The sequence below is a fragment of the Novosphingobium sp. MMS21-SN21R genome (assembly GCF_031846015.1).
In the GTDB taxonomy this organism is placed as follows: Bacteria; Pseudomonadota; Alphaproteobacteria; order Sphingomonadales; family Sphingomonadaceae; genus Novosphingobium.
Genome location: NZ_JAVRDU010000001.1, coordinates 2,778,134 through 2,801,783, shown reverse-complemented (window position 1 = coordinate 2,801,783; position 23,650 = coordinate 2,778,134). Strand labels below are relative to the sequence as shown.

General features: G+C 64.6%; 23 protein-coding genes. 15 read left to right on the top strand and 8 right to left on the bottom strand.

The window, feature by feature from the left end; translation table 11 throughout:
• The first annotated feature begins 15 nt into the window (after positions 1-15).
• Both RM192_RS13475 and RM192_RS13470 read left to right on the top strand, forming a co-directional pair.
• Positions 16-267: an accessory factor UbiK family protein gene (locus RM192_RS13475; protein ID WP_311508063.1), complete on the top strand. Its 252-nt coding sequence runs from the start codon at positions 16-18 to the stop codon at positions 265-267.
• 79 nt (positions 268-346) lie between these two features.
• Positions 347-616, top strand: coding sequence for a hypothetical protein (locus RM192_RS13470; RefSeq protein ID WP_311508062.1), 270 nt, complete (start codon positions 347-349; stop codon positions 614-616).
• On the opposite strand, the gene RM192_RS13465 is transcribed toward RM192_RS13470, so the two are convergent.
• Both RM192_RS13465 and RM192_RS13460 read right to left on the bottom strand, forming a co-directional pair.
• Complete coding sequence (locus RM192_RS13465; protein WP_311508061.1) at positions 613-1,953, bottom strand: PAS domain S-box protein; 1,341 nt, start codon at positions 1,951-1,953, stop codon at positions 613-615. The genes RM192_RS13470 and RM192_RS13465 overlap by 4 nt on opposite strands.
• Before the next feature lie 70 nt (positions 1,954-2,023).
• Complete coding sequence (locus RM192_RS13460; RefSeq protein WP_311508060.1) at positions 2,024-3,232, bottom strand: aminotransferase class I/II-fold pyridoxal phosphate-dependent enzyme; 1,209 nt, start codon at positions 3,230-3,232, stop codon at positions 2,024-2,026.
• A gap of 83 nt (positions 3,233-3,315) precedes the next feature.
• On the opposite strand from RM192_RS13460, the gene RM192_RS13455 reads away from it, so the two are divergent.
• Positions 3,316-4,635, top strand: a complete 1,320-nt coding sequence (locus RM192_RS13455) for a phospholipid carrier-dependent glycosyltransferase (RefSeq protein ID WP_311508059.1) — start codon at positions 3,316-3,318, stop codon at positions 4,633-4,635.
• A gap of 1 nt (position 4,636) precedes the next feature.
• Here the strand turns inward: RM192_RS13455 and RM192_RS13450 are convergent, their stop codons facing one another.
• From RM192_RS13450 to RM192_RS13440, 3 genes are read right to left on the bottom strand one after another with little or no spacing between them, the layout of a single operon-like run.
• On the bottom strand, positions 4,637-5,761 hold the full coding sequence (locus tag RM192_RS13450) for a glycosyltransferase family 2 protein (protein ID WP_311508058.1): 1,125 nt from the start codon (positions 5,759-5,761) through the stop codon (positions 4,637-4,639).
• A 12-nt stretch (positions 5,762-5,773) separates the two neighbouring features.
• The gene (gene leuB, locus RM192_RS13445) at positions 5,774-6,832 is read right to left on the bottom strand and encodes a 3-isopropylmalate dehydrogenase (RefSeq protein WP_311508057.1); all 1,059 of its coding nucleotides are present in this window, start codon (positions 6,830-6,832) and stop codon (positions 5,774-5,776) included.
• Positions 6,833-6,843: 11 nt separating this feature from the next.
• Positions 6,844-7,455, bottom strand: a complete 612-nt coding sequence (locus RM192_RS13440) for a recombination protein O N-terminal domain-containing protein (protein WP_311508056.1) — start codon at positions 7,453-7,455, stop codon at positions 6,844-6,846.
• A 102-nt stretch (positions 7,456-7,557) separates the two neighbouring features.
• Here RM192_RS13440 and apaG point away from each other — a divergent pair, with 102 nt between their 5' ends.
• The 3 genes from apaG (at position 7,558) to RM192_RS13425 (ending at position 10,834) form a co-directional block, all read left to right on the top strand.
• Positions 7,558-7,956, top strand: coding sequence for a Co2+/Mg2+ efflux protein ApaG (apaG, locus tag RM192_RS13435; protein WP_311508055.1), 399 nt, complete (start codon positions 7,558-7,560; stop codon positions 7,954-7,956).
• Between the two features lie 12 nt (positions 7,957-7,968).
• The gene (locus RM192_RS13430) at positions 7,969-8,766 is read left to right on the top strand and encodes a LysR family transcriptional regulator (RefSeq protein WP_311508054.1); all 798 of its coding nucleotides are present in this window, start codon (positions 7,969-7,971) and stop codon (positions 8,764-8,766) included.
• Positions 8,767-8,878: 112 nt separating this feature from the next.
• Entirely contained in the window at positions 8,879-10,834 is a 1,956-nt protein-coding gene (locus RM192_RS13425) for an EAL domain-containing protein (protein ID WP_311508053.1), read from the top strand.
• A gap of 271 nt (positions 10,835-11,105) precedes the next feature.
• On the opposite strand, the gene RM192_RS13420 is transcribed toward RM192_RS13425, so the two are convergent.
• Positions 11,106-12,374, bottom strand: a complete 1,269-nt coding sequence (locus RM192_RS13420) for a multidrug effflux MFS transporter (protein WP_311508051.1) — start codon at positions 12,372-12,374, stop codon at positions 11,106-11,108.
• Positions 12,375-12,448: 74 nt separating this feature from the next.
• Between RM192_RS13420 and dinB the strand changes: the two genes are divergently transcribed.
• Positions 12,449-13,585: a DNA polymerase IV gene (gene dinB / locus RM192_RS13415; RefSeq protein WP_311508633.1), complete on the top strand. Its 1,137-nt coding sequence runs from the start codon at positions 12,449-12,451 to the stop codon at positions 13,583-13,585.
• On the opposite strand, the gene RM192_RS13410 is transcribed toward dinB, so the two are convergent.
• Complete coding sequence (locus RM192_RS13410; protein ID WP_311508050.1) at positions 13,564-13,941, bottom strand: NUDIX domain-containing protein; 378 nt, start codon at positions 13,939-13,941, stop codon at positions 13,564-13,566. The genes dinB and RM192_RS13410 overlap by 22 nt on opposite strands.
• 256 nt (positions 13,942-14,197) lie before the next feature.
• Here RM192_RS13410 and RM192_RS13405 point away from each other — a divergent pair, with 256 nt between their 5' ends.
• Genes RM192_RS13405 through gspN form a run of 8 tightly spaced genes read left to right on the top strand, consistent with a single transcriptional unit; the run spans position 14,198 to position 22,866 of the window.
• Positions 14,198-15,037, top strand: a complete 840-nt coding sequence (locus RM192_RS13405; RefSeq protein WP_311508049.1) for a type II secretion system protein N — start codon at positions 14,198-14,200, stop codon at positions 15,035-15,037.
• Positions 15,038-15,063: 26 nt separating this feature from the next.
• Entirely contained in the window at positions 15,064-17,280 is a 2,217-nt protein-coding gene (gspD, locus tag RM192_RS13400) for a type II secretion system secretin GspD (RefSeq protein ID WP_311508048.1), read from the top strand.
• Between the two features lie 3 nt (positions 17,281-17,283).
• A complete protein-coding gene (gene gspE, locus RM192_RS13395) occupies positions 17,284-18,828 on the top strand; it encodes a type II secretion system ATPase GspE (RefSeq protein ID WP_311508047.1) in 1,545 nt (514 codons plus the stop codon).
• Positions 18,828-20,057, top strand: coding sequence for a type II secretion system inner membrane protein GspF (gene gspF, locus RM192_RS13390; RefSeq protein WP_311508046.1), 1,230 nt, complete (start codon positions 18,828-18,830; stop codon positions 20,055-20,057). Before gspE ends, gspF begins: the two co-directional genes overlap by 1 nt.
• A gap of 2 nt (positions 20,058-20,059) precedes the next feature.
• Positions 20,060-20,527, top strand: coding sequence for a type II secretion system major pseudopilin GspG (gene gspG / locus RM192_RS13385; RefSeq protein WP_311508045.1), 468 nt, complete (start codon positions 20,060-20,062; stop codon positions 20,525-20,527).
• A 10-nt stretch (positions 20,528-20,537) separates the two neighbouring features.
• A complete protein-coding gene (gene gspL / locus RM192_RS13380) occupies positions 20,538-21,662 on the top strand; it encodes a type II secretion system protein GspL (RefSeq protein WP_311508044.1) in 1,125 nt (374 codons plus the stop codon).
• On the top strand, positions 21,662-22,138 hold the full coding sequence (gene gspM, locus RM192_RS13375) for a type II secretion system protein GspM (RefSeq protein WP_311508043.1): 477 nt from the start codon (positions 21,662-21,664) through the stop codon (positions 22,136-22,138). Before gspL ends, gspM begins: the two co-directional genes overlap by 1 nt.
• Positions 22,135-22,866, top strand: a complete 732-nt coding sequence (gene gspN, locus RM192_RS13370; RefSeq protein ID WP_311508042.1) for a type II secretion system protein N — start codon at positions 22,135-22,137, stop codon at positions 22,864-22,866. The genes gspM and gspN overlap by 4 nt, the downstream gene beginning before the upstream one ends.
• A gap of 270 nt (positions 22,867-23,136) precedes the next feature.
• Here gspN and RM192_RS13365 read toward each other — a convergent pair whose 3' ends face one another.
• Complete coding sequence (locus tag RM192_RS13365) at positions 23,137-23,592, bottom strand: DNA starvation/stationary phase protection protein (RefSeq protein WP_311508041.1); 456 nt, start codon at positions 23,590-23,592, stop codon at positions 23,137-23,139.
• Positions 23,593-23,650 lie beyond the last annotated feature (58 nt).

Sequence of the window (23,650 nt, the reverse complement as noted above, 5' to 3'; positions counted from 1 at the left end):
TCGGGAATTGAACACATGCAGAGCGAAAACCCGCTGATCGCCGACTTCGTCAAGCTGATGAACAGCGCCGCAGGGACAATCGCCGGGATGGGCCGCGAAGCGAGCGAAAGTGCTCGTGAAAAGGCCAAGGAAGTATTTGGCGGGCTTGATTTCGTCAGCCGAGAGGAATTCGACGCGGTGAAGGATCTTGCCGCTGCAGCGCGCGAGGAAGTCGAAAGCCTCAAAGCGCGTATCGCTGCGCTGGAAGCTGCCACCAGACCTGAGTAAACTGCGGCGGGAACTGCGCGCGATCCTCGGTGGTTGACCTGACGAACCGGTGCCACCCGGCGCCGTCAGGAAACGATCCGTGTTTACGCAACTCAATCCCACCATCCCGCTGCACGTCCTCGGCAAAGGAGACGGTTATGCCATCGGCATGATCGACTACGGCCAGGAACACAATCTCATCTGGGTTACTGCGCTCGATGGATCCGGCGAAATCTGGTGCGCACCCAATTTCAAGGTCCGTCTGGGCAAGAACTGGACGATGGGGCGCGGCGAGAACAGCCTTATAACCGACGACAAGCGCGCTGCCGCAGACGGAGCGGACAATGTAACAGACATCGGGCGGGGCTAGCTCGCCAGCGCTCGGGCCGTCTGTGTCGAGCAGCGCAAGCGCCAGTTGAGGCCTGCCGGGGCATAGTCCAGCGTCACTTCGGCATCGAGGCTGCGCGCCGGGATATGCTGGATGAGAGTCGTGCCGAAACCGCGCCCTTCCGGGGCAATGACATTCGGACCCCCGCTCTCGCGCCAGTCAATCTTGAACAAGCCGGTGTCCGTCTCTTCCCACGACAGGGCAACCCTGCCAGTCGGGACTGACAGCGCACCGTATTTCAGGGCGTTGGTGGCCAGTTCATGCAAGGCCATGCCGATGATCTCGGCGCAGCGCGGGCTGAGCGGAATCGAAAGTCCCTGCGTAAGCACCTGTTCTCGGCTGTCCCTGCCAAGGATGGAAAGCTGGGCATCTGCCAGTTCGTCCATCATGATCGTCGACCAACCACGGCGGACCAGCAGGTCCTGATTGGCCGATAGGCTGGCTAAGCGGTTCTCGAACCGGTGCAGGAAATCGGGATCCCCACCGCCCGAGCGCCGTGCCAATGCCTGAATGACCGACAGCAGGTTTTTCGAGCGATGGTTCACCTCCATCAACAGAACCCGGATCTGCTCTTCCTTTTCGAGCATCTCTGTCACGTCGGTGTTGGTGCCGAACCAGTGGAGGATAGCGCCGCTCTCGTCACGGATCGGCTTGGCGCGTGAAAGGAACCAGCGATATTCGCCGTCGACCCCGCGCAAGGGGAAAGTATCTTCCCATTCGCGTCCAGCCGCGATGCTTGCACGGAAGTGGTCCTGCACGCGCGTCACATGATCGGGGTGATGGACCTTGTCCCACCCCCAGCCGTCGGTCGAACCGGGCGCAACCCCGGTGTAATCGTACCAGCGCTTGTTGTACCAGTCGATTGACCCGGTCGCGTCGGCAACCCACGCCAATTGCGAAATGTTGTCGGCCAGCATGCGAAACCGGGCTTCGCTTTCCCGCAAGGCGCGCTGGTTGCTTTCGCGCGCGGTGATATCGCGCACGATCTTGCTGGCGCCCACGATGCGCCCGGCCTTGTCGAAGATCGGGGAGACGGTGATCGAGACCGAAATCTCGCTGCCGTCCTTGCGCCGACGCACCGTATCGAAGCTCTTGACGCGTTCGCCCCGGATCACGCGCCCAAGGATGTCGTCCTCCTCAAGCTGCCGCTCGGCCGGGATGAGCTTACGGATCGAGGTGCCGATCATATCGGATTCCTCGAACCCGAAAATCCGGGTTGCGGCAGGATTCCAGCTCAGGACCGTGCCGTTCAGGTCCTTGCTTATGATCGCATCATCGGACGACTGGATAATGGCAGAAAGATGCGCTTCGGCCAGCAATTTGGCATGCTCCGTTGCGACCCCACCCCGACTGACACTCTAGGGCAAGTGCGCAGCGATGCAACTGCCCTCAGAGGCCTGCCTTGCGCAACGCCTGGTCGAGATCCTCAATCAGGTCATCGGGATCTTCCAGCCCGACATTGAGCCGCAACATGCCCTCTCCCACGCCCATATCAGCGCGCGTTTCAGGGCCGACGCCGTAGTGCGTGGTGGACGCGGGGTGGCACATCAGCGAACGCGAATCGCCGATGTTGTTCGAGATGTCGATCAGTTGCAGCGCGTCGAGCAGGGCGTGAGCCTGCGTGAGGCCACCATCGAGGTGGAACGAGAAGATCGTGCCGCCCGCCTTCATCTGCTTTTTTGCCAAGTCATACTGCGGATGGCTCGGCAGGAAAGGATAGAGCAGGCGCGGCACGCGGGCCTCGACGAAGCTGGCGACCTTGAGCGCGTTTTCGCTCTGCTTGTGGATGCGCAAATCAAGCGTTTCGAGGCCCTTGAGCACGACCCAGGCGTTGAACGCAGCGATGTTCGGCCCTGTGTTGCGCTGGAACGGCAACAGCACATTGTTGATCCAGTCCGCCGATCCGCAGACCGCGCCCGCCATGACGCGGCCCTGTCCGTCCATCATCTTTGTGGCGGAATAGGCGACCACATCCGCGCCGAAGTCCATCGGACGTTGCAGCGCCGAGGTGGCGAAGGCGTTGTCGACCACGGTGGTGATCCCGCGCGACTTGGCGAGGCCGCAGACGAATTCGAGATCGACCACGTCCATCGTCGGGTTGGCCGGACTTTCGAAGAAGAACACCTTGGTGTTGGGGCGGATCGCCGCTTCCCACGCGGCGTTGTCCGATGCATCGATGGTGGTGCCTTCGATGCCGAAACGCGGCAGCAGGTTGTCGATCAGCCACCGGCACGAGCCGAATGCGGCCTTGGCGGCAACGACATGATCGCCCGCCGAAAGCTGGCAGAGCAGCGCTGTGGTCATCGCCGCCATTCCGGTTGCCTGCGTGCGGCACGCCTCGGACCCTTCCATCAATGCGATACGCTCTTCGAGCATCTGCACGGTGGGGTTCTGCAAGCGCGAATAGGTCATGCCCTCGGCCTCGCCGGCAAAGCGCGCGGCGACGGTGGCGGCGTTGTCGTAGGCAAAGCCCGAAGTCAGGAACAGCGCCTCGGACGTTTCGCCCATTTCCGAACGCCACGTGCCGCCACGGATGGCCTGCGTTGCGGGGCGCCAATTGCGGGTGATCGAGCGGTCCTGGCCAGTCGTGCGTTTCATGGGGCCTGCCTTAGTTTCGTGGGACCGCCCGCGCAAGCGGCGGGATTGCACAGACCGTGCCCGACGCCTATTCGCCGACGGGCATGACTGCCTCAATATCCCATCGCATCGACCTTCCCCGCAGAGATCAGCGCGATCCCGCCATGTGGTGCGGGATCATTGCCGCCGCATTCTTCTTCGCGGTCCTCCACCGGCTGGGCATTCCGTCAAAGCCGATGTTCGACGAGATTCACTACCTGCCTGCAGCCCGCCGGTTGATCGATCTGAGCGCCCGGCTCAATCCCGAACATCCCCTGCTGGCAAAGCAACTCATCGCTTGGTCGATGCAGGCGATCGGCGACACCCCGTTCGGCTGGCGCTTTCCTTCGGCGGTGCTGGGCGGGCTGGGTCTGTGGGCGATGATGCGCGCCCTGTGGTGGGCGAGCCTGTCCCGCAGCGCGACGATCCTCTTCGGACTGCTGCTGGCGACGGACTTCATCTGGTTCATGATGGCGCGGATTGCGCTGCTCGACATGGCGATGGGCGGCTTCATGGCGCTGGCGGTGTGGCAATGGGCGCTGGCCTGGCGCAATCCTTCGGGCAAAGTGAGTGCGGCGCGGTCCCATTTGCTGTTGACCGGCGTGTTCCTCGGGCTGTCGCTCGGTGCCAAATGGAACGGGGCGTTGCTGGTGCCGCTGCCGGGGCTGCTGTTCGTGCTGAACCGCTGGCAGGCGCTGAAGGGCAGGCGAGCCGGGCTGCTGTGGTCGTCAGCCGGGGCGGGGCCAGTGCCGGGCATGTCAGTGATCGAGGCGGCGGTCTGGCTCGGCGCGGTGCCGCTCGTGGTCTACTTCGCCACATTCATTCCAGCGTTCTTTTACGCGGTCGATCCGCTGTCACCGGCCAAGCTGATCCATTGGCAGGAATACATGCTGCAGTTGCAGGACAGCGTGAAGAAGCCGCACACCTACATGAGCCGGTGGTGGCAGTGGATGGCGAACATCCGCCCGATCTGGTTCCTCTACGAGAATGTCGACGGTGCACAGCGCGGCGTGCTGATGCTTGGCAATCCGTTCACGATGCTGGCGGGCCTGCCCGCGCTGGCGTTCTGCCTGTGGGACGGCGTCAAGGGCGACCGGCTGCGGTTGCTGGTCGTCGCGGCCTACGTTCTGCTGGTGGGCTTCTGGGCGATCAACGGCAAGCCGGTGCAGTTCTACTACCACTACATGCTTGCCAGCTGCTTCCTGATGGCGGCGCTGGCGCTGGTGCTGGCGGAGTGGTGGGACCTCGGCCTGCGCTGGCCCGCCAAAGTTACGCTGGTTCTGGCCTTCGGCATGGCCATCGGCTTCTACCCGATCATCTCGGCCGCCGAACTACCCGCCAAGAACTCGTATCTGGACTACACCTGGCTCAATAGCTGGAAGTAGATCAGTACTTGCCCCAGACGAAGCGCGAGGACAGCGCGAAGTTCCAGACCGAGCCGAGGACGATGCCGACGATCACGGCTACTACCGCGTGGAAGCCGATGGTCTTGAGCACGGCGGCAGAGCCGATGTTGGTCAGCAGGCCTAGCGAGCAGGTGAGCGCGAACTGCGCCCAGCCGCGCATGACCGGACCGAAGCCGCGCAGGCGCTTGTCGGAATAGGTCAATTCGTTGTTGAGCACGAAGTTGAAGGTCATCGCGATGATCGCCGCCAGCGTGTTCGCGGTGTTGAACGTCGCGCTTTCTGACCAGTTGCCATAGACGAAGCGTTCGCCCGCGATCAGCTTGAGCAGCACCCACAGCGCGCCCAGCTGCACCACAACGCCCATCGCGCCGACCGTGCCGAACAAGGCAAAGCGCGTCGGGATGATGCGGCCGAGCCACTTGTCATAGAGGCCCACGAGGAATTCGAACACGACGGTCTGGTCCAGTTTGCTTTCGCCTTCCGAACGCGCGGCGAAGTGGAGAGGAAATTCCTTGATTTTCAGCGGACGGTCGACCGTCGCCAGAATGTCGAGGAGGATCTTGAAGCCCACACCCGAAAGGCGGTGCGCGTCGGCGCGCAGGGTTTCGGCGCGGATCATGAAATAGCCGCTCATCGGGTCGGTCAGTTCGACGCCGGTCACCTTGTTGGCGATACGGTTGGCAAGGCCCGAGGCTTTCACCCGGTCTGGCCTGCCCCATGCTTCGGTGCTGGCGCCTTCGGCAAAGCGCGAGGCATAGGCGAGATCGTATTCGCCACTTTCGACCGCGGCCAGCATCTGCGGCAGCAGTTCTGGATCGTGCTGCTGGTCAGCGTCCATCACTGCCACAATGGGCGCGGCGGTCGCGCACATGCCCTCGATGGCGGCGGAGGCAAGCCCGCGCCGACCGATGCGCTCGATCACGCGGATGCGCGGATCGTCCAGTGCGATACGGCGCGCTTCGTCAGCAGTGCCATCGGGGCTATTGTCGTCGACGAAGATCGCTTCCCACGCCACGCCCTGAAGCGCAGCGTCGAGACGCGCGACCATCGGCGCAATGTTGGCCCGTTCGCGGTAGGTCGGCAGGATGACGGCGAGTTGCAGCATACGGCGCGGCCCCTACAGCCTTGCGAGCACCGCGTCACCAATTTCCGTCGTTCCGGCGTTTCCGCCAAGATCGCGGCCCAGCACGCCGTCGGCCAGAGTCCTGGCCACAGCGGACTCGATCCGGGCTGCGGCGGCTTCGAGGCCGAGCGAGTGCCGTAGCAGCATGGCCGCCGAAAGGATCGTGGCGAGCGGGTTGGCGAGGCCCTGCCCGGCGATGTCCGGAGCCGAACCGTGGATCGGCTCGTAAAGGCCGAAGGTGCCGTGCGCAGTCTCGCGCTCGCCCAGCGACGCCGATGCGAGCAGTCCGATCGAGCCGACGCACATCGAGGCCTGATCCGACAGGATGTCGCCGAAAAGGTTGCCGGTCAGGACCACGTCGAACTTGCCCGGCGCGCGGACGAGCTGCATCGCGGCATTGTCGACATACATGTGTTCGAGCGTGACTTCGGGATATTCGCGGGCAACCTCGATCACCACGTCGCGCCACAACTGGCTGGTTTCGAGTACGTTGGCCTTGTCGACCGAACATAGACGCTTGGCTCGGCCCATAGCGGTGCGGAATCCGACGTGGGCGATGCGGCGCACTTCGCTCTCGTTATAGGACATCACATCATAGCCTTCGCGCGTCCCGTTTGCGGCGGTGCGGAAGCCCTTTTCGCCGAAATAGACGTCGCCGTTCAGCTCGCGCACGATGACCATGTCGATGGCGCCGGCCACTTCGGGGCGGAGCGCAGAGTGGCCTTCGAGGCCGGCAAAGACCTTGGCCGGGCGCAAGTTGGCGAACAGGGTCAGTTCCTTGCGCAGGCCGAGGATCGCTTGTTCGGGGCGCAGATGACGGTCGAGTGAATCGCAATCGGGATCGCCCACCGCGCCGAACAGGATACCGTCGGATGCACGCGCGATTTCCAGCGTATCGGCGGGAAGGGGGTGGCCGTAGGCCTTGTAAGCCGCGCCGCCGACAGGCGCGGTCTTCATCTCGATCCCGCCGATGCCGAGCGCGTCGATCACCCGCACGGCTTCGTGCGTCACTTCAGGACCGATGCCGTCACCCGGCAGAACCGCTATCTTCATCAAGAAACCCCTTAGCCCGTCTCGGTCATGCGTTTGAGCCGATCCAGCAGAATCGCGCGCGACCCCATAACATCGCCTGCCCGATCGGCAAGCAGCCGGTTGGCGATGGCCTTGCCTTGACGGTCCAGCCGCGCCAGCAGATCGGGCCAAGGTTCGTCCGGCGGGGGCTGCGGCGCGGCACCATAGCCGACCTCGCGCAGAAGCAGCACTTCGTACCCCGCCAGCGCGCGCGCCCAGCCGCGTGCCGAGGGCGCGTGGCAGATTGCATCGAGCAGCGCGCCAAGGCCCTGATAGAGCGGCGGATAGGCGTGGCCTTCAGGCAGCGCGGCGGATGTGAGCGCGCAGGCCCAGCCGATCCCGGCGCTCGGCAGCGGCTCGGACAGCCACGGCCCCCGGCTTTGCACCAGTTCGAGTCGCGCCGATGGCAATTGCGAGGCCGTGCGCGCTCTGACTTCGGCTTCGACCAGATTGCCCGGAATCAGCACAGGCCGCAGTTCGCGCCCGCGCGCACCGGCAACATAGGCCGCCGCCAGACCGTGGTCGGCGGTAAGCAGCCTGACGATTGCGCCATGTTCGCCATGGGCGCGGCTCGAGCAGAGAATGGCGGTCGCGCGGATCAGCATCTTTACCTTTTGCCTCTGCGCCCGATTGCCCGCAGGGGCAAGCGCCCTGAAAGTTGCATAAGTTCGTTGGAACGCGAGCCAATCTACGTTAGTTTGAGGGACATGAAGCAGCTCTTCCAACATGCCGCTATCACGGACGGGGTGACGGTTCGCGTCGCCGTGAACTTTCTGCCCGAGCAATCGCGGGTGGACGCTGGCAAGTGGTTCTGGGTCTATCACATCCGGATCGAGAACGACTCGGATCAGCCCGTGCATCTGCTTTCGCGTCACTGGCGAATCACCGACGGGCGCGGACTGGTCAACTTCGTCGATGGCGATGGCGTCGTCGGCGAACAGCCGGTGCTGAAGCCCGGCCAATCGCATGACTACGTATCGGGCTGTCCGCTTGGCACGCACCACGGCAGCATGGAGGGGCACTATACCATGCAGCGCGCCGACGGACGTCTGTTCGATGTGGCGATTCCGTTCTTTCCTCTGGCGGCCCCGGCTCCTGCGAATTAACGCAGGGCCAGCATGAAACGGACACATCTTCCCCTCAACGGCCTGCGCGTGCTCGACGCTGCGGCGCGGCACCTTTCGTTCACCCGCGCGGCTGATGAACTGGCGGTAACTCCGGCAGCGGTGGGCCAGCAGATCCGAGCGCTGGAGGACCTGCTTGGCGTCGTCCTGTTCCGGCGGACGTCCAAGGGCCTTGAACTCACCGATGAGGCGATTTCAGGTCTCGACGCGATTCGCGAGGGGTTTCTGCGTTTCGAGGAAGGTGTGCAGGCCATTCAGGCGGGGCAATCGAGCCACGTCTATACCATCGCATGCCCACGCGATTTCTTCGCCGCATGGCTCTCGCCGCGCCTCGCTGCGTTTCGTGCCAGCAATCCGCAGATGCGGTTTTCTCTTGTCGGCGGCGATGCGGACATCGACTTTACCGAAGCCAATCTCGATCTGGCGGTGCGCTGGGCAGAAGGTCCGGGCGACCTCGAGGGCCTGGCGCTGGGCGCCGCGAAAATGGTGACGGTGGCAGCGCCCGATGCGCCTGCCGACTGTCCGTGGATCGGCTGGCCGGGCGATCCGGTTCCGGGCGGTGGTGACGTCGGCTTTTCGGTCGGCGATGCAGGCACCGCGATCAGCGCGGCACGGGCAGGCCTTGGCCGCGCCCATGTGCCGCTGCAACTGGCCGAGGCGCCGCTCGCCTCGGGGCGCGTTACCGCGCTCGGCGAGCCTGAGCCTTCCCGCAAAGGATATTGGCTTGTCGCACCCCTGCCGCAATGGCGGCAGAAGAAGGTCAAGGCGCTCGTCGCAGCCCTGTCATCCTGACCGCTCCACTGCCCTGAAGGCCCCGCCTCGTCATGGGGCTTCCCCTTACGCCATGTTAACCTGCCAGTCCTAATGTCGTCTGATGGAGACGGGATCGTTAGTTTCTGGCGCAATGGCATTGCCGAGGTATTTGCTCGGCGGTCTGGTGCGCGGATTCGGCGGTCGCTGGAACCAGCGTGAGGGCGACAGCTTTACCCGCGCCTATGCCCGCAGCCTCTCGCTACGCCTGCCGCTGCTCTATCTCGTCGTCGTTTTCGACAGCGTTTTGATGGCGCTGCGTTTCCATAACACGGCGCCCGCTTGGCTTTCCCTGTTCGGGCCACTTGCACTCGGCGGTTTTGCTCTGTGGCGAGCGGCCTACTGGATGCCGCACCATGTCGAGAGCCGGTCACTGACCATTCTGCGCCGAGATTTGCGCGCGATGAGCTGGGTGGGAGCAGCTTCGGGCTTCCTTTACGCGCTTTGGGTGATGATGCTCTATTCCTATGGGGACGAGTCAGCGCAGTCGTTCGTCCACTATATTGTTGCGGTCACGCTCTTTTCCGGCGTTCTCAGCCTCGGCCATGCGCCACTCACGGCCTTGCGGATCGCCTTGGCGGTTACAATCCCGACGACGGGGCAGATCCTGTTCAGCGGTCACCCCAATGCGGTGCCGGTCGTGCTTGTGCAGATCTTCGTGACTGCGGCACTGCTGCTGATCACCAACGGACACCACCGCGATTTCGTGCGGCTGGAACTGTCACGGCAACAACTGGTCCGCCGCGAACGACAGACCGCGCGGCTGGCGCAGGACAATCTCGTCCAGGCGACGATCGATCCCTTGACCGGTGCCCTCAATCGCCGGGCAATTCTCGCCCGCCTTGATGAGGAACTGTCAGCCGGGCACTCCGGCACAGCCGCTGCATGGCTGGCGCTGATCGACCTCGACGGGTTCAAGCATATCAACGACACCTATGGCCACGCCGCAGGCGATGCGGTTCTGGCTGCTGTTGCCGGACGTCTGGCAATGATTGAGCGCGTGCAGTGCTGCGGCAGGCTGGGCGGTGACGAATTCGCGGTGATCATCGATGCCGCGCTTGGTGAAGCGGCTGTCCGGCAACTCGCCGGCGAATTGTCGGAATCGCTGCGCGCGCCGGTTCTCCATGGCGGCGCGGTGCTGCGCCTCTCGGGGTCGGTCGGCGTGCACCGGGTAACAGGACGCAGCGCCAGCGATTGCCTCGAGCGCGCCGATGCCGCGCTCTACAAGGCCAAGGAGCAGGCAGACGGCGCGGTGATCGTGTTCAGCCCCGACGACGAGGCGGAGCTTCAAGGCCGGGCCGCCATTACCCGGCAATTCAACGACAGCGATTTCGAGCAGCGTATCCGCCTGCTCTACCAACCCATCATCGCTGCCGAAAACGGGCGGGTGACCGGTTTCGAGGCCTTTGCCCGGTGGAGCCCGGACGGTAGCAACTGGCTTGCCCCCGGGGACTTCATGGCGCTTGCCGAAGCGACGGGACGCACGGGCGAAATGACGCGCATGGTGCTGGGCCGGGCGCTGGCCGAATGCTCCGCCTGGGAGCAGGGCCGAACGCTTTCGATCAATCTCGCTCCGCGTGATCTGATGCGCGCAGGCACTGCCGATGCCTTGGCCAGACTGGTCGACGTTGCGGGCGCGCCTGCCCATTCGATCATTCTAGAAGTGACCGAGCGCGCGCTGATCGATGACCCCAAACGCGCCGAGGCACAACTGAAGGCATTTCGTGCACGAGGATTCCGCATTGCACTCGATGATTTCGGCGCAGGCTGGTCCAGTCTCAGCCAGGTCCATCGCCTGCCCCTCGACATGATCAAGATCGATCAGGCGCTATCGCGGGCTCTGGCAAGCGAGCCCGGTGCACGGGCGCTGGTCAGCACGATCGTATCACTGTCATGGCAGCTGGGCATCGACTGCACGATCGAGGGTGTGGAAGACGAGGCCCAGGCCGAGACCGCGCGGGCAATGGGCGTTCGGCTCATGCAGGGCTATCACTTCGGTCGTCCGGCCCCGGCATGCGAGGCCATGGCGAGCCTCGCGGATGCTGCCTGAGTCTTAGGGTCAGGACCTATTACCTGCGCCTTCGAGGTTTGAAGCAAAATGGCCTGATGCAAGGCGGATGGGCGCAGGAATAGCCATTCTATTTCAAGCCCATCCAACGCAGCAGCTGGCCATTTTGGTCAAATCCCTGCGGGACGCCGGAATGGCTTCCATCTCGGCCAGATACTCGCTTGGAAAGGCAGCCAGCCTTCCCGGCGCGACTATCCGCCCGATATGTTCGCCATTCCGGCGCCTCGAAGGCGCAGGTATTAGGTCCTGACCCTTAGTGCTCGAACACCACCGGCCGCGGTGCGCCGGGCGGGTGGAGGCGGCGGAAGAGTTTTCCCTTTTCGCTGAACAGGATCAGCAACAGGCTGAGCACACCACTGGTCAGAAGCGCCACAGCCAGAGGGTACGCGGTTCCGTCATATGCGAGGCCCACGGCAATGCCGATCAGCGAGCCGATAACCGTGCGCAGGAACGCGTGCATCGAACTGGCCGTTCCGGCAGTGCGGGCAAACGGTTGCAGCGCAATGGAGTTGAAGTTCGCCCCGATGAAGCCGATCAGGATCATGTTGGTGACCATCAGCGGCATGAACTGCCATAGCGTCTCGTCCGGGCGGCTGGACAGCCACAGTTGCAAGCCGCTGACCGCGATGAACACGATGACGGCGGTATGTGATACGCGCCTCGCGCCGAAACGTTCGACGATCCGCGAGTTCGAGAAGTTGGCGACCGCCATCATCAGGGCAGAGAAGCCGAACAGCACGGGGAACATCGGACCTGCGCCGAAATGCTCGCCGACAAGTTGCTGCGAACAGTTCACATAACCGATCATCCCGCCAAACGTGACCGCGCCGCCAAGTACGTAACCGATTGAAGCGCGGTTGGTCGCGGCCTCGATCATGTTGACCGCGATTGATGCGGGCCGAATTGGCTGGCGATGTTCGGGATCAAGCGTTTCGGGCAAGCGGATGGCGACCCATGCACCCATCCCGCAGGCCATGACCGCGAGGAACACGAAGATCCAGCGCCATCCGGCAAACAGCAGCACCACCTGCCCGATGCTTGGGGCTAGCATCGGCACGACGAGGAACACGACCGAGATGATCGACATCTGCTTGGCCATCTGGTCGCCAGCGAAGCGGTCGCGGATGATCGCAGCGGGTAGCACCGCAAGGCCGCCGCAGCCGATGGCCTGCAGAACCCGCATGAACAGGAGCATGTCGAACGAGGTGACCAGAGCGCAGGCGAGCGAGAACGCGACGTAGAGGCCGATGCAGATCAGCAGAACCGGACGCCTGCCATAGCGATCCGCCAGCGATCCCGGCACCAGGGACGCGACGCCCGAAGCGAGCAGGAACGACCCGACCACAAGCTGGCGGCGGTTCGGATCTTCCACCGACAGATCGCGGGCGATGTCTCCCAGTGCGGGAAGCATCGAATCGATCGCAAGTGCTTGCAGCGCCATCACCAGCGCCATCATTGCGATGGATTCGCGCGTGCCCATCGTTCTGGCAGGCGTCGCGGCGGCGGAATTGCTATGGGGCATCACAGCTATCTGGACCAGATCGCTCCGGAATCCCACCCTTTATGTTGCGCTGCGAAATCGGCTATCACCCTGCGATGGAGTTTTCGCCTGACGACAGCGATCGGGATCGCACGGCGACGGGTATCAGAAAGGTGATCCATGTTGACATGGACGCGTTCTATGCCAGCGTCGAGCAGCGCGACGAGCCTTCGCTTCGCGGCAAGCCGGTTGCCGTCGGGGGATCGTCGGACCGCGGCGTGGTGGCGGCGGCAAGCTATGAGGCGCGCAAGTTCGGCGTGCGCTCCGCCATGCCATCGGTGCGGGCGGCCAAGCTGTGCCCCGAACTCGTGTTCCGCAAGCCCCGGTTTGACGTGTACAAGGCCGTATCGCAGCAAATTCGCGCAATCTTCCTCGACTACACCCCCCACGTGGAGCCGCTCTCGCTCGATGAAGCTTATCTCGATGTGACCGACGATGTGCGCGGGATCGGCTCGGCCACCCGCATTGCAGATCTCATCCGCCAGCGTATCCGAGCCGAGACCGGCCTGACCGCAAGCGCTGGGGTGTCGTACAACAAGTTTCTTGCCAAGATTGCCAGCGATCAGAACAAGCCCGATGGCATCTGCGTGATCCGTCCGGGCGAGGGCACCGCCTTCGTCGCCAGCTTGCCCGTGCGGCGCTTCCACGGCATCGGCCCGCGCGGGGCCGAGAAGATGGCTGCGCTCGGAATCGAAACCGGCGGCGACTTGCGCGAGATGAGCCTGACGTTCCTGCGTGAGAACTTCGGCAGTCTTGCCGATTACCTCTATCGCGCCGCGCGAGGAATCGACCTGCGGCAGGTCAAGGCCGACCGTCCGAGGAAATCGGTGGGCGGCGAGCGTACGTTCGAGCGCGATATCTCCTCAGGCAGCGCGCTGCGCGAGACGCTGGAGCGGATCATCGAGATCGTTTGGGAGCGGATTGAACGCAGCGGGGCAATCGGTCGGACGGTGACGCTGAAGATGAAGTTCAACGACTTTACCCCGATCACGCGCTCGCGCTCTTTCCCGCGGCCGGTTGCGACAAAGGCCGAGTTTGCGCTCTGCGCGCGCGAGCTTCTCGATGCGCAATTGCCTCTGGCCAAACCGATCCGGCTGATGGGGCTGACACTCTCTGCGCTTGAAGGCGAGGAGCCGGAACTGGCCGAACATGCGGGCGCGGTTTCTGCAGCTCAGTCAGAACTGCCGTTCTGAATTCCAAGCCAGCGCGAAATCATCGCGCGAACCGGACCGCTGGTCTGGGCAGGCAGGGCGTGCGGATCGAAGAAGCGCGCTTCCTCGATCTCGCGGCCATCGGGGCAAGGGGCGCTGCGTGTCTCGCCCGCAACGAGTTCGATCAGGTTGGTCCAGCCGGTCCGGTCGAGCGTGACTGTGCAAAGATGTGCCGGATTCAACAGGATGCAACCGGTTTCCTCAGCCAGTTCGCGGGCTGCCGTTGTCAGCGGTGACTCGTTCGGGGCAAGTCCTCCGCCCGGCAGCATCCATGTCTCGCGGTTGTGGTAGGTGTGCCTCACGAGGAGAACGTGGCCGCTATCGTTCGTCGCGATCACATTGCATCCGCGCACTGTCCGTTTCGAAACGCGCCACCACCGCAGGCGCAGGGCGTGAACCGTGCGAAGGGCACCGCGGTGCACCTGAGCGGGCAGAAGGCGTAGCATTGCGCCATCATGGACCCATGGTGAAAGGAAGTCATGCAATGTTCCGCCACCTTTGCCAGCGTCCCGGGTCGCCCGGCCGATCTGCGCTTGGCGTTTGTGAATCGGCAGGACCGGGTTATGCGTGTTGCGTGGGGAGGACAGGTCACGCGTGAGATTCGGAAGCGTAAATCTGGCCATTCCGGGCGCTCGTCCGGCATTGCCGCCGCTGCATGAGGTGCTGTGGTGGGCTTTGGCCACATTGATTGCCGTTCTCGGCGCAGCGCTGCTGTGGGCCGTGGTCACGCCGGTGTCGCCCTTGGGCCCGTGGCAGCCAACGCCCGTGCGCGAGATGGCGCCGACGGCTCGGGCCGCGCTGTTCGCCAGTCTGGACCCGTTCAATCGCACGCCGCCCGCCGCCACTGCGGCTGGGCAAGGCGCGGTCACATCTCTCGCCCTGACACTGTTTGCCACGCGCGCGACGCCCGGTGGTGGGGGAAGCGCGATCATCGCTGGCGCTGACGGCATACAGAACGTCTACCGAACCGGGGCGGAAGTGCAGCCGGGCGTGACATTGGCAGGCGTCGCGTTTGACCATGTGGAACTCTCGCGCAACGGCGCGCGTGAACTGCTTTACATCGACCAGTCCGGTCCTGCGCCCAGCGCGCAAGGTGTGGTCGCGGCCAATCCGGTTGCTGTGCCCGCAAGCGGTGCTGGCGGGATGGGCGGGGGTGTCAGCATCGAGGCTTTGCGGCGCGGCGTGAACTTCGGTCCTCGCGCCGAAGGTGGCAAGGTCGTCGGGCTGGAAGTGCTATCTTCCGGCGATGGCGGGGTCTTCCGCTCGGCCGGTTTTCAGCCGGGCGACGTGATTACGGCGGTGGACGGCAAGCCGGTGACCGGCCCCGGCGATGCCGCCATGTTTTCGGGCGCAATGCGGCCCGGCGCTTCGATCTCGGTCACCGTTCGCCGCGGTGATCGTCAGCTTCCCCTCGCGATAACATTGGCTCCATGACCTTGCGCATCATTTCCTGTTCGAAAATGCTCCTCGGAGCGGCTGCCCTTGCGCTTGCGGTGCCGCAGGTGGCCTGGGCGCAATACACGCTCAACGTGCGCGACGCCGATGTGCGGGCGTTCGTGGCCGACGCGGCTGAGGTCACCGGCCGCACGTTTATCGTCGATGGCCGGGTTCAGGCCAAGATCAGCGTTGTCTCGGACAGGCCGCTGAGCCGCTCGGAATATTTCGAGGTGTTCCTTTCGACCCTTCGCGCCAACGGACTCGTCGCCGTGCCCACAGGCAACGGCGCATTCCGCATCCAGCCGGCCGAGGGCGCGGCGACCAATCCCACGCGGGTCGGCAGCCGAGGCGCGGCGCAGAGCCAGATGGTCACCGAAGTCGTCCGCCTGAAAACGGTCGATGCCGCACAGGCGGTGGAAACCTTGCGCCCGCTGATCAGCAAGGAAGGCGCGATTACTGCCAATAAGGCGGGCAATTCGCTGGTCGTGGTCGATTATGCCGACAACCTGCGCCGAATCCGTGCGCTGCTTGCCGACATCGACCGGGACAGCACGACCACCCAGACGATCATCCTCGACCATGCCGGCGCCCGTGAAATCGCTACCGCGCTGACCCAGCTGGTGCCCGCCGCTGGCGAAGGCGGGCGCTCGCTCGCTACGGTCGTGGCCGTGGACAGCGCCAACGCCGTGTTGATGCGCGGCGATGCATCGACGCTCGCCAAGATGGCCGCGATGGCGCGCCAGCTCGATGCCAAGGCGGCGCTCGGCGGCGAAATCAAGGTAGTGTGGCTGGACTATGCGGATTCTGCGGCGCTGGTTCCGGTGCTGGAACGCCTGATCGGCGGCACGGGCGGGGGCGAGGTGGCTTCGGCCAGCGCGGCGCCGACATCGCTTGGCGGCGTAGGGGGCAGTGCTACGTCGACTGCGGGGACGCAAGGCAGCACTGGCCCTGCGGCTGCAACGGGAGGTGCCTCGGCCAGCCCGATTGGCGCTACCTCGGGCGGGCTCGGCAACGGCCCTATCAAGCTGGCCAACGGTCGCGGGAATGCCACGATCACGCGCTATCCCGGTGCCAACGCGATCATTATCGCAGCGCCAGCGGATGAACAGCGCCGCCTCAGCGAAGTGATCCGCCAACTCGACATTCCGCAGGAACAGGTGCTGGTCGAGGCAATCATCGTCGAGATCTCGAACAACGTCGCGCGCGAACTCGGCGTGCAGATGCTGTTCGGCGGCAAGGACAAGCCCTTTGCCGTCACCAACTATTCCAACACCTCGCCCAACATCATAGATATTGCAGGCGGGCTGCTGGCCGACAATCTCGACCAGACGACCACCGTGGTCAACGGCAGCACCGTGACAACCACGACCAACAGCACGGCGGGCGATCTGCTCAAGCAGAACGCAGCATCCAAGATCCTGTCGGCGCGCGGGGCCTATACCGGCTTCCTCACCGAACTTGGCAACAACACCTATCTTGGCGCGCTGATCAACGCGGTGCAGACCGACAAGAACTCCAACATTCTTTCGACTCCGCACATCACCACCAACAACAATGTTCCCGCCTCGATCCTGTTCGGTCAGGAAATCCCGGTCTCGACCGGTGAGGCGCTTTCGAGCGGCAACTTCAGCGACACTTTCCGCACGATCCAGCGCCAGAACGTGGGTATTGAGCTGGACGTGACCCCGCAGATCAACGCGGGCAACATGGTGCGGCTGGATCTGCGGCAGGAAGTCAGCTCGATCGCGGGCACGGTATCGAGCAAGTCCGACGAACTGATCATCAACAAGCGCGAGATCAAGACGACGGTCACCGTGGGCGACCGCGAGATCGTCGCGCTGGGCGGGCTGCTGGACGACAACGAACAGCGCACGCTCGAAAAGGTGCCGTTCCTCGGTGACATTCCGGTTTTGGGAGAGCTGTTCAAATCACGCGGCAAAAGCCGGGTCAAGACCAACCTCATGGTGTTCATCCGCCCGACGATCCTGCGCAATGTCGCAGACCGGCAGGCATTGGCCGCACGGCGTTACGGCGTAGTACGCGGCGCGCAGGTGGACTTCGATCCCAAGCGCGAGCCAGGCATTGACGAGCTTATCGTCGATTACATGGGCGCGACCCTGCCAGCCGCGCCGCAGGCGCAGGTGGCGGTGGTCACGCCGGGCGACACGCTGATCCGGCCCAAGGCCTCGGCCGGGCCGCTGGAGCAATCGGAACTTCCGCCGAGCAGCGCGCAGAACTGAGTCATGGAGCCCGCGCAGGACACCCCCGATCTTGTCGACGAGCCGCTGGTTGGTGCAATCAGCGTCGCCCTGCCGGACGCAAGTGCGCCGGTGAGCCTCCCTTACGGCTTCGCCCGCGATCATGGGCTGCTGGTCGAGAGCGAGGACAACGGCACTATAGCGCTGGCCATGCGCGAGGGGGCCGATCCGCTGGGTCTGCTCGAAGTGCGGCGTGTGCTCGGCAGGCCACTCGCCGTGCGCAAGGTAACGGCAGGCGAGTTCGAGAAGCTGCTGGCCGAGGTCTATGCGCAGGATGGCGCGGCGCAAGTCGTGGGCGACATGGGCATCGCAGGCGACGGGCTCGATCCGCTGGCGCTCGGTCTGCCAACCGCAGAAGACCTGCTCGACAGCGCCGATGACGCGCCCGCAATCCGCCTTATCAACGGGCTGATTGCCGAGAGTCTGCGGCAGGGCGTATCGGACATACATATCGAGCCTTATGAAACCGCGCTGGTCGTGCGGATGCGTGTGGACGGCGTGCTGACCGAGAAGCTGCGCATGCCGCCGCATGTCGCCCCTGTGTTGGTCAGCCGTATCAAGGTCATGGCGCGGCTGGACATTGCCGAACGCCGGATGCCGCAGGATGGGCGCATTTCGCTCAGCCTAGGCGGCAAGCTGGTCGATGTCCGCGTCTCCACCCTGCCCAACCGTGCGGGCGAGCGGGTGGTGATGCGCCTGCTCGACAAGGAGAACGCCGGGATTGCACTGGTCCAGCTCGGCCTTGACCCGAAGGCGGAGGATACACTGCGCCGCGCGCTTGCCGAACCCAACGGCATCGTGCTGGTGACCGGCCCGACCGGGTCGGGCAAGACGACCACGCTTTATGCCGCGCTGCGCGGGCTGAATGATGGCGCGCGCAATATCCTGACTGTGGAAGACCCTGTGGAATACGCTGTAGATGGCGTGGGCCAGACACAGGTCAATGCCAAGGTCGGGCTGACCTTCGCGGCGGGTTTGCGCGCGATCCTGCGCCAGGACCCTGACGTGGTGATGATCGGCGAAATCCGTGACCGTGAGACGGCGGACATCGCGGTGCAGGCCTCACTCACCGGGCATCTGGTGCTGTCCACGGTGCATACAAACGACGCGGCAGGGGCGATCACGCGGATGCGCGACATGGGCGTCGAGCCGTTCCTGCTTGCCTCCACATTGCGCGCGGTGATTGCGCAGCGGCTCGTACGGCGGCTGTGCCCGCATTGCCGCGAGGAACGCGTGCTCGATGCCGGCATGGCCGATGTGCTCGGGATGAAGGCCGGGCGCACCGTGCAAACGGCGAAAGGTTGCGCGGAGTGCGGCCAGACCGGCTATGCGGGCCGCGTCGGCGTGTTCGAGGCGGTGCGGGTGGACGACGTGATCCGCCAGATGATCCACGACAACGCGGACGAAGCCACAATTGCAGCCCGCGCCTTTGCGGATTCGCCTACGCTGGCCAAGGCCGTGCGGCGCATGGTGAAGGACGGCATGACCAGCCCCGAGGAGGCCGCGCGGATCATGCGGCGCGACACCTGATGGCGCGCTTTGCCTATCACGCGATCGACCCCAAGGGGTCCGAACGGCGCGGCGCGATAGAGGCAAACGGCGAAGCAGCGGCACGCGAGAAGCTGACATCGCGTCAATGGTTCGTTGTCAGTCTGGCGCCCGATGCAGCAGCGTCGGCGCGGCGTGCCGCGACGTCCACCAGCGGTGCCAGCTGGTTTGCCGCCAAGCTTTCGGCCAAGCAACTGGCCCTGTTTACGCGCCAGCTTTCATCGCTGATGGTGGTCAGCCCGCTTGAAGAGACGCTGCGGACGATCTCGCGCCAGACCGAGAAGGTCAAGGCACAGGCCATCCTGACCAACGTCCACGCCGGGATCGTCGAGGGCCTTCCGCTGGCCGAGGCGATGCGGCGCGAGGAGCCGAGTTTCCCGCCTATCTACCGCGCGATGATCGCGGCGGGTGAGAACTCGGGCAGCCTGCCCGCGATTGCCGACCGGCTGGCCGACATGCTTGAACGGCAGGCGCAAGTGCGCGGCAAGATCATCGCCGCGCTGGCCTATCCGATTGTGCTGTCGCTCGTGGCGATCGGCGTGGTGACAGGCCTCATGATCTCGGTGGTGCCGCGCGTAGTCGAGCAGTTCGACAACGCCAGTCGCCAACTTCCCATGTTGACGCGGGTTGTGATCGGGATTTCGCAATTCCTCAGCACCTGGTGGTGGGCTCTGCTGATCGGCTTCGCGCTCGGTGTGGCAGGCTTTGTGCGCGCCTTGCGCAATCCGGCGTTCAAGCTGCGTTTCGATGCATCGCTGCTGCGCATTCCGTTCGTCGGAAAACTGATCCGCGATGTCCACGCGGCTTCGCTGGCGCGCACGCTCGCCACGATGATCGAGGCACGCTTGCCGCTGGTCGACGGGCTGCGGCTGTCGACCCGCACCGTGTCGAACGCGGTTCAGGCGAGGTCGCTGGCGGGCATTGCCGAGAAAGTGCGCGCGGGCGGATCGCTTTCCACCGCGCTGCGCGAGGCGGGCACGTTTCCGCCGCTGCTGGTCTATCTGGCGGCAAGCGGCGAGGCGGCGGGGCAACTCGGCGTGATGCTCGAACGCGCCGCCGACTATCTCGAACGTGAGTTCGAAGCCTTTACCGCTGCTGCGATGGCGCTGCTCGAACCGGCGATCATCGTCGTTATGGGCACGGTCGTCGCGCTCATCATCCTTGCGATCCTGCTGCCGATCCTGCAGCTCCAGAACCTGACCGGACTGTGACCATGACCGACCAAACCGTGACCAACCCCCGCCATGCTGATGACAAGCGTCGCCGCAACGGCTTCAGCCTTGTCGAACTGATGGTCGTCATTTTCATCATCGGGCTGCTGGCGACCGTTGTGTTGATCAATGTTCTGCCAAGTCAGGACAAGGCGATGGTGGTGAAGGCGCGATCGGATATCGCGACGCTGGAGCAGGGCATGGAAATGTACAGGCTCGACATGGCGAGCTACCCCGGACTGGGTGAGGGCCTCACCGCGCTAAGGACGCCGCCCGCAAACCTGTCGATGCCGCAGAACTACCGCTCAGGTGGCTATGTGAAGGACTTGCCGAGCGACCCTTGGGGTCACGCCTACCAGTATCAGGTGCCAGGTCGCGATGGGAAGCCGTTCGAAATCTTCTCGCTGGGGGCCGATGGCCAGCCGGGCGGGACCGATCTCAACGCCGACATCTACGCTGGAAAGAACTGAAACGCCCGCGATGCCGCAGCCTGAGCCTTCGATGGATGGCCTGATCGTCCTCCTGCCCGCAGAGTCCGGCGAAAGCTGGCGCTGGTGGCGGGTGAGTGATGGCGTTGTGGGCCGTGAACATGCGTTCGACGGCGAAAGCGACAACGCGCCGTGGGGTGCGGTTGGCACTGTCACCGCGCTGGCTCCTGCAGGCCTGGCCCCTGTTCGGGACAAGGCGCTGCCGCCGGACATGCCGCTGGTGCAGGCGCTGGCGGCGGAGCGGTTGGGCCTCGCACAAGGCGGACTGGTGCAGGGCGGGCGCCACGTGGCGGTTGCTGCCGATGACGGACGCCTGCTTTCGGCCACCATCGATCAGCATGAGATGGACCGCTGGCTGGCCTTGCTGGCAGGACATGGGCTTGATCCTCTGGCGATAGTGCCCGCTGCCTTGGTGTTGCCGCGCGGTGATGCGGCACTCGTGCTGGGCAATCTCGGCGGGCAATTGCTGGCGCGTAGCGCCGATGCCGCCTTTGCGGGGGAGGCCGCTTTGGTCGAGGCGCTGGCAGGCGATCTCGATCAGATTGCATTGGATGACGATGGGCTTGCCGCACGGTTGGCCGCTGTCCACGCCGCGCCGCCGCTCAACCTGCGGCAGAGCCAATATGCGCCGCGTCGCGTGTCGGTTTTCCGCGTGGCGAACTGGCAGGGCCTTGCGCGGATGACGGCGACGGCGGCGCTGCTCGGCCTGCTGCTGATGCTGGTGTGGATCGTGAAGTGGAATCTGGACAGTTCGGCGCAGGAGGCCCGCGCTCTGGAACTGGCGCAGGCGCGTTTTCCGGCGGCTACCGATCTCGATAGTGCCGAACGCCTGATCAGCGCAGAGCTTGCCCGGCGCGGGCAGGGCGGTGCAAGCTTTGCCGCGCCTGCTGCTGCCTTGTTTGACGCGATGCGACCTGTGCCCGGCGTGCGGCTGCGGGATCTGGGTTACGGCGCAGACGGCACGCTGCGTTTTACCGCCGCCGCGCCGCGTGCCGAGGACGTGAACGCGGTGCTGATCGCTTTGCAGAATGGCGGCTGGAAAGTGACTGTCCCGCCCGCGCTTGCCCCTGACCCGACCGGCGCGACCGTTGCCGCCATAACCTTGAGGGCACCGTGATGGGGCGGGTTCCGGTCTGGTATATCGGCTTGACCAGCCGCGAACGCTGGCTGGTGAACGTTGCGGGCTGTATCGCTGCGTTCGTACTTGCGGTCTATGGCGTGATCTTGCCGGTTGGAAGGGCGCTGGACGACGCTGCCGTTCGGCACCGCGAGGCAACCGAGCGTGCCGGGCGGATTGCGGGGCAACTCGCGGCGCTCAAAGCTGCGCCACCGGCAACAGCCACAGCGCTGGTCGGGCCAGTCGGGCAGATCGCAGGCGCAAGTGCGCAGGAGGCCGGGTTCGTCGTCCAGTCGAACCAGCGCCAAGGGGCGGACATGGCGGTGATCGTGATCCCGACCGCGCGCCCGGCAGCGGCTATGGCCTGGATCGATGGTCTTTCCGCACAAGGGCTGGCGGTCGAGCAATTGACGATGACGCCTGCGCCGGACGGGACGGTTTCGGTCAGCGTCACCTTGCGGCGGGTGGCCCCATGATTGGGCGCTGGATTTTCGTGCGCGAACGGGCGCTGACCCGTCGCGGCTGGCTGGCGCTGGCGGTTCTGACCGCAGCCGCGCTGCTTGTGCTCCTGCCGTTGCGGCTGGTGCTGGGCTGGGCTGCGTCTGACAACGTCACCGCGCGCAGTGCCAAAGGTTCGGTGTGGAGCGGGCGCATTGCAGACCTTCAGGTCGGGCCTTTGCCCTTGGGCACGCTCGATGCTCGGCTTGACCCACTGCCCTTGCTGCTCGGCCGCGCGCAATTTGCAGTTTCGCGGGCGGGTGATGCGCCGTTCTCGGCCAAGGCATCGTTGGGTGGCGGCGACGTCCGGCTGTCAGGCGCGAATGGTGCGGTGACCTTGCCCGGCGGCCTTGACGGCTTGCCGGTAACCGCGATCAGCTTTGGCGATTTTTCCGCTCGCATCGAAGACGGTGCCTGTGCCGACGCCGAAGGCACATTGGGCGTCACGCTCGCCTCGGTGGGGCCGCTTCTGCCCGATACCGTGACCCTTTCGGGCAAGGCGCGGTGCGACAAAGGCGCGTTGCTGGTGCCGATGCAGGGGCCGGGCGGGATGGAGCGGCTCACGCTGCGGATCGCTGGTGACGGGGCGTGGAAGGCGGATCTGATCCTGTCGGGCCTGCCGCCTGAGGTGAGCGGACCGCTGCTGCAGGGCGGCTTCACCGCCCGTCCCGGCGGCGTGGGCCTGAGGACGAGCGGTAAGTTCTAGGGTCAGGACCTAATACCTGCGCCTTCGAGGTTTGAAGCAAAATGGCCTGATGCAAGGCGGATGGGCGCAGGAATAGCCATTCTATTTCAAGCCCATCCAACGCAGCAGCTGGCCATTTTGGTCAAATCCCTGCGGGACGCCGGAATGGCTTCCATCTCGGCCAGATACCCGCTTGGAAAGGCAACCAGCCTTCCCGGCGCGAGTATCCGCCCGATATGTTCGCCATTCCGGCGCCTCGAAGGCGCAGGTATTAGGTCCTGACCCTCAGTGTCAGGCGAGTGTCTGGGTAAGGAACCAGACGCGCTGTTCGGCCTGATCGGTCCAATCGTCGGCAAGGCCTTCGGTGGCATTGTCGCCCGCTGCGGTGGCGGCGTCCTTGGCCGCGCGGATGACCTTGACCAGTGCGGCGTTGTCGTCGCGCAGGGCCTTGATCATCTCCATGGCCTCAACCTTGGTGCGCTCGTCATCCTTGATCGAGGCCTTTCCTGCGATGCTGGCGATGGACGTCAGCGTATCGCCGCCATTCTTGCGCACGCGTTCGGCGATGATGTCGGTCAGCGCGAACAGTTCGGCTGCCTGTTCGTCGAACAACAGGTGAAGTTCGCGGAACTGCGGCCCAGCGACGTGCCAGTGGTAATTCTTGGTCTTGAGATAGAGCGTGAAATAGTCGGCGAGAAGGCCGTTCAGGCTGTCGATCAGAGCCTTTTTCGCATTGTCTCCGGGCATGATGTTCCCCTTTCATGAGTCCGGTTGGGATGTGCCGCTTATACGCAGCAACCGGTGA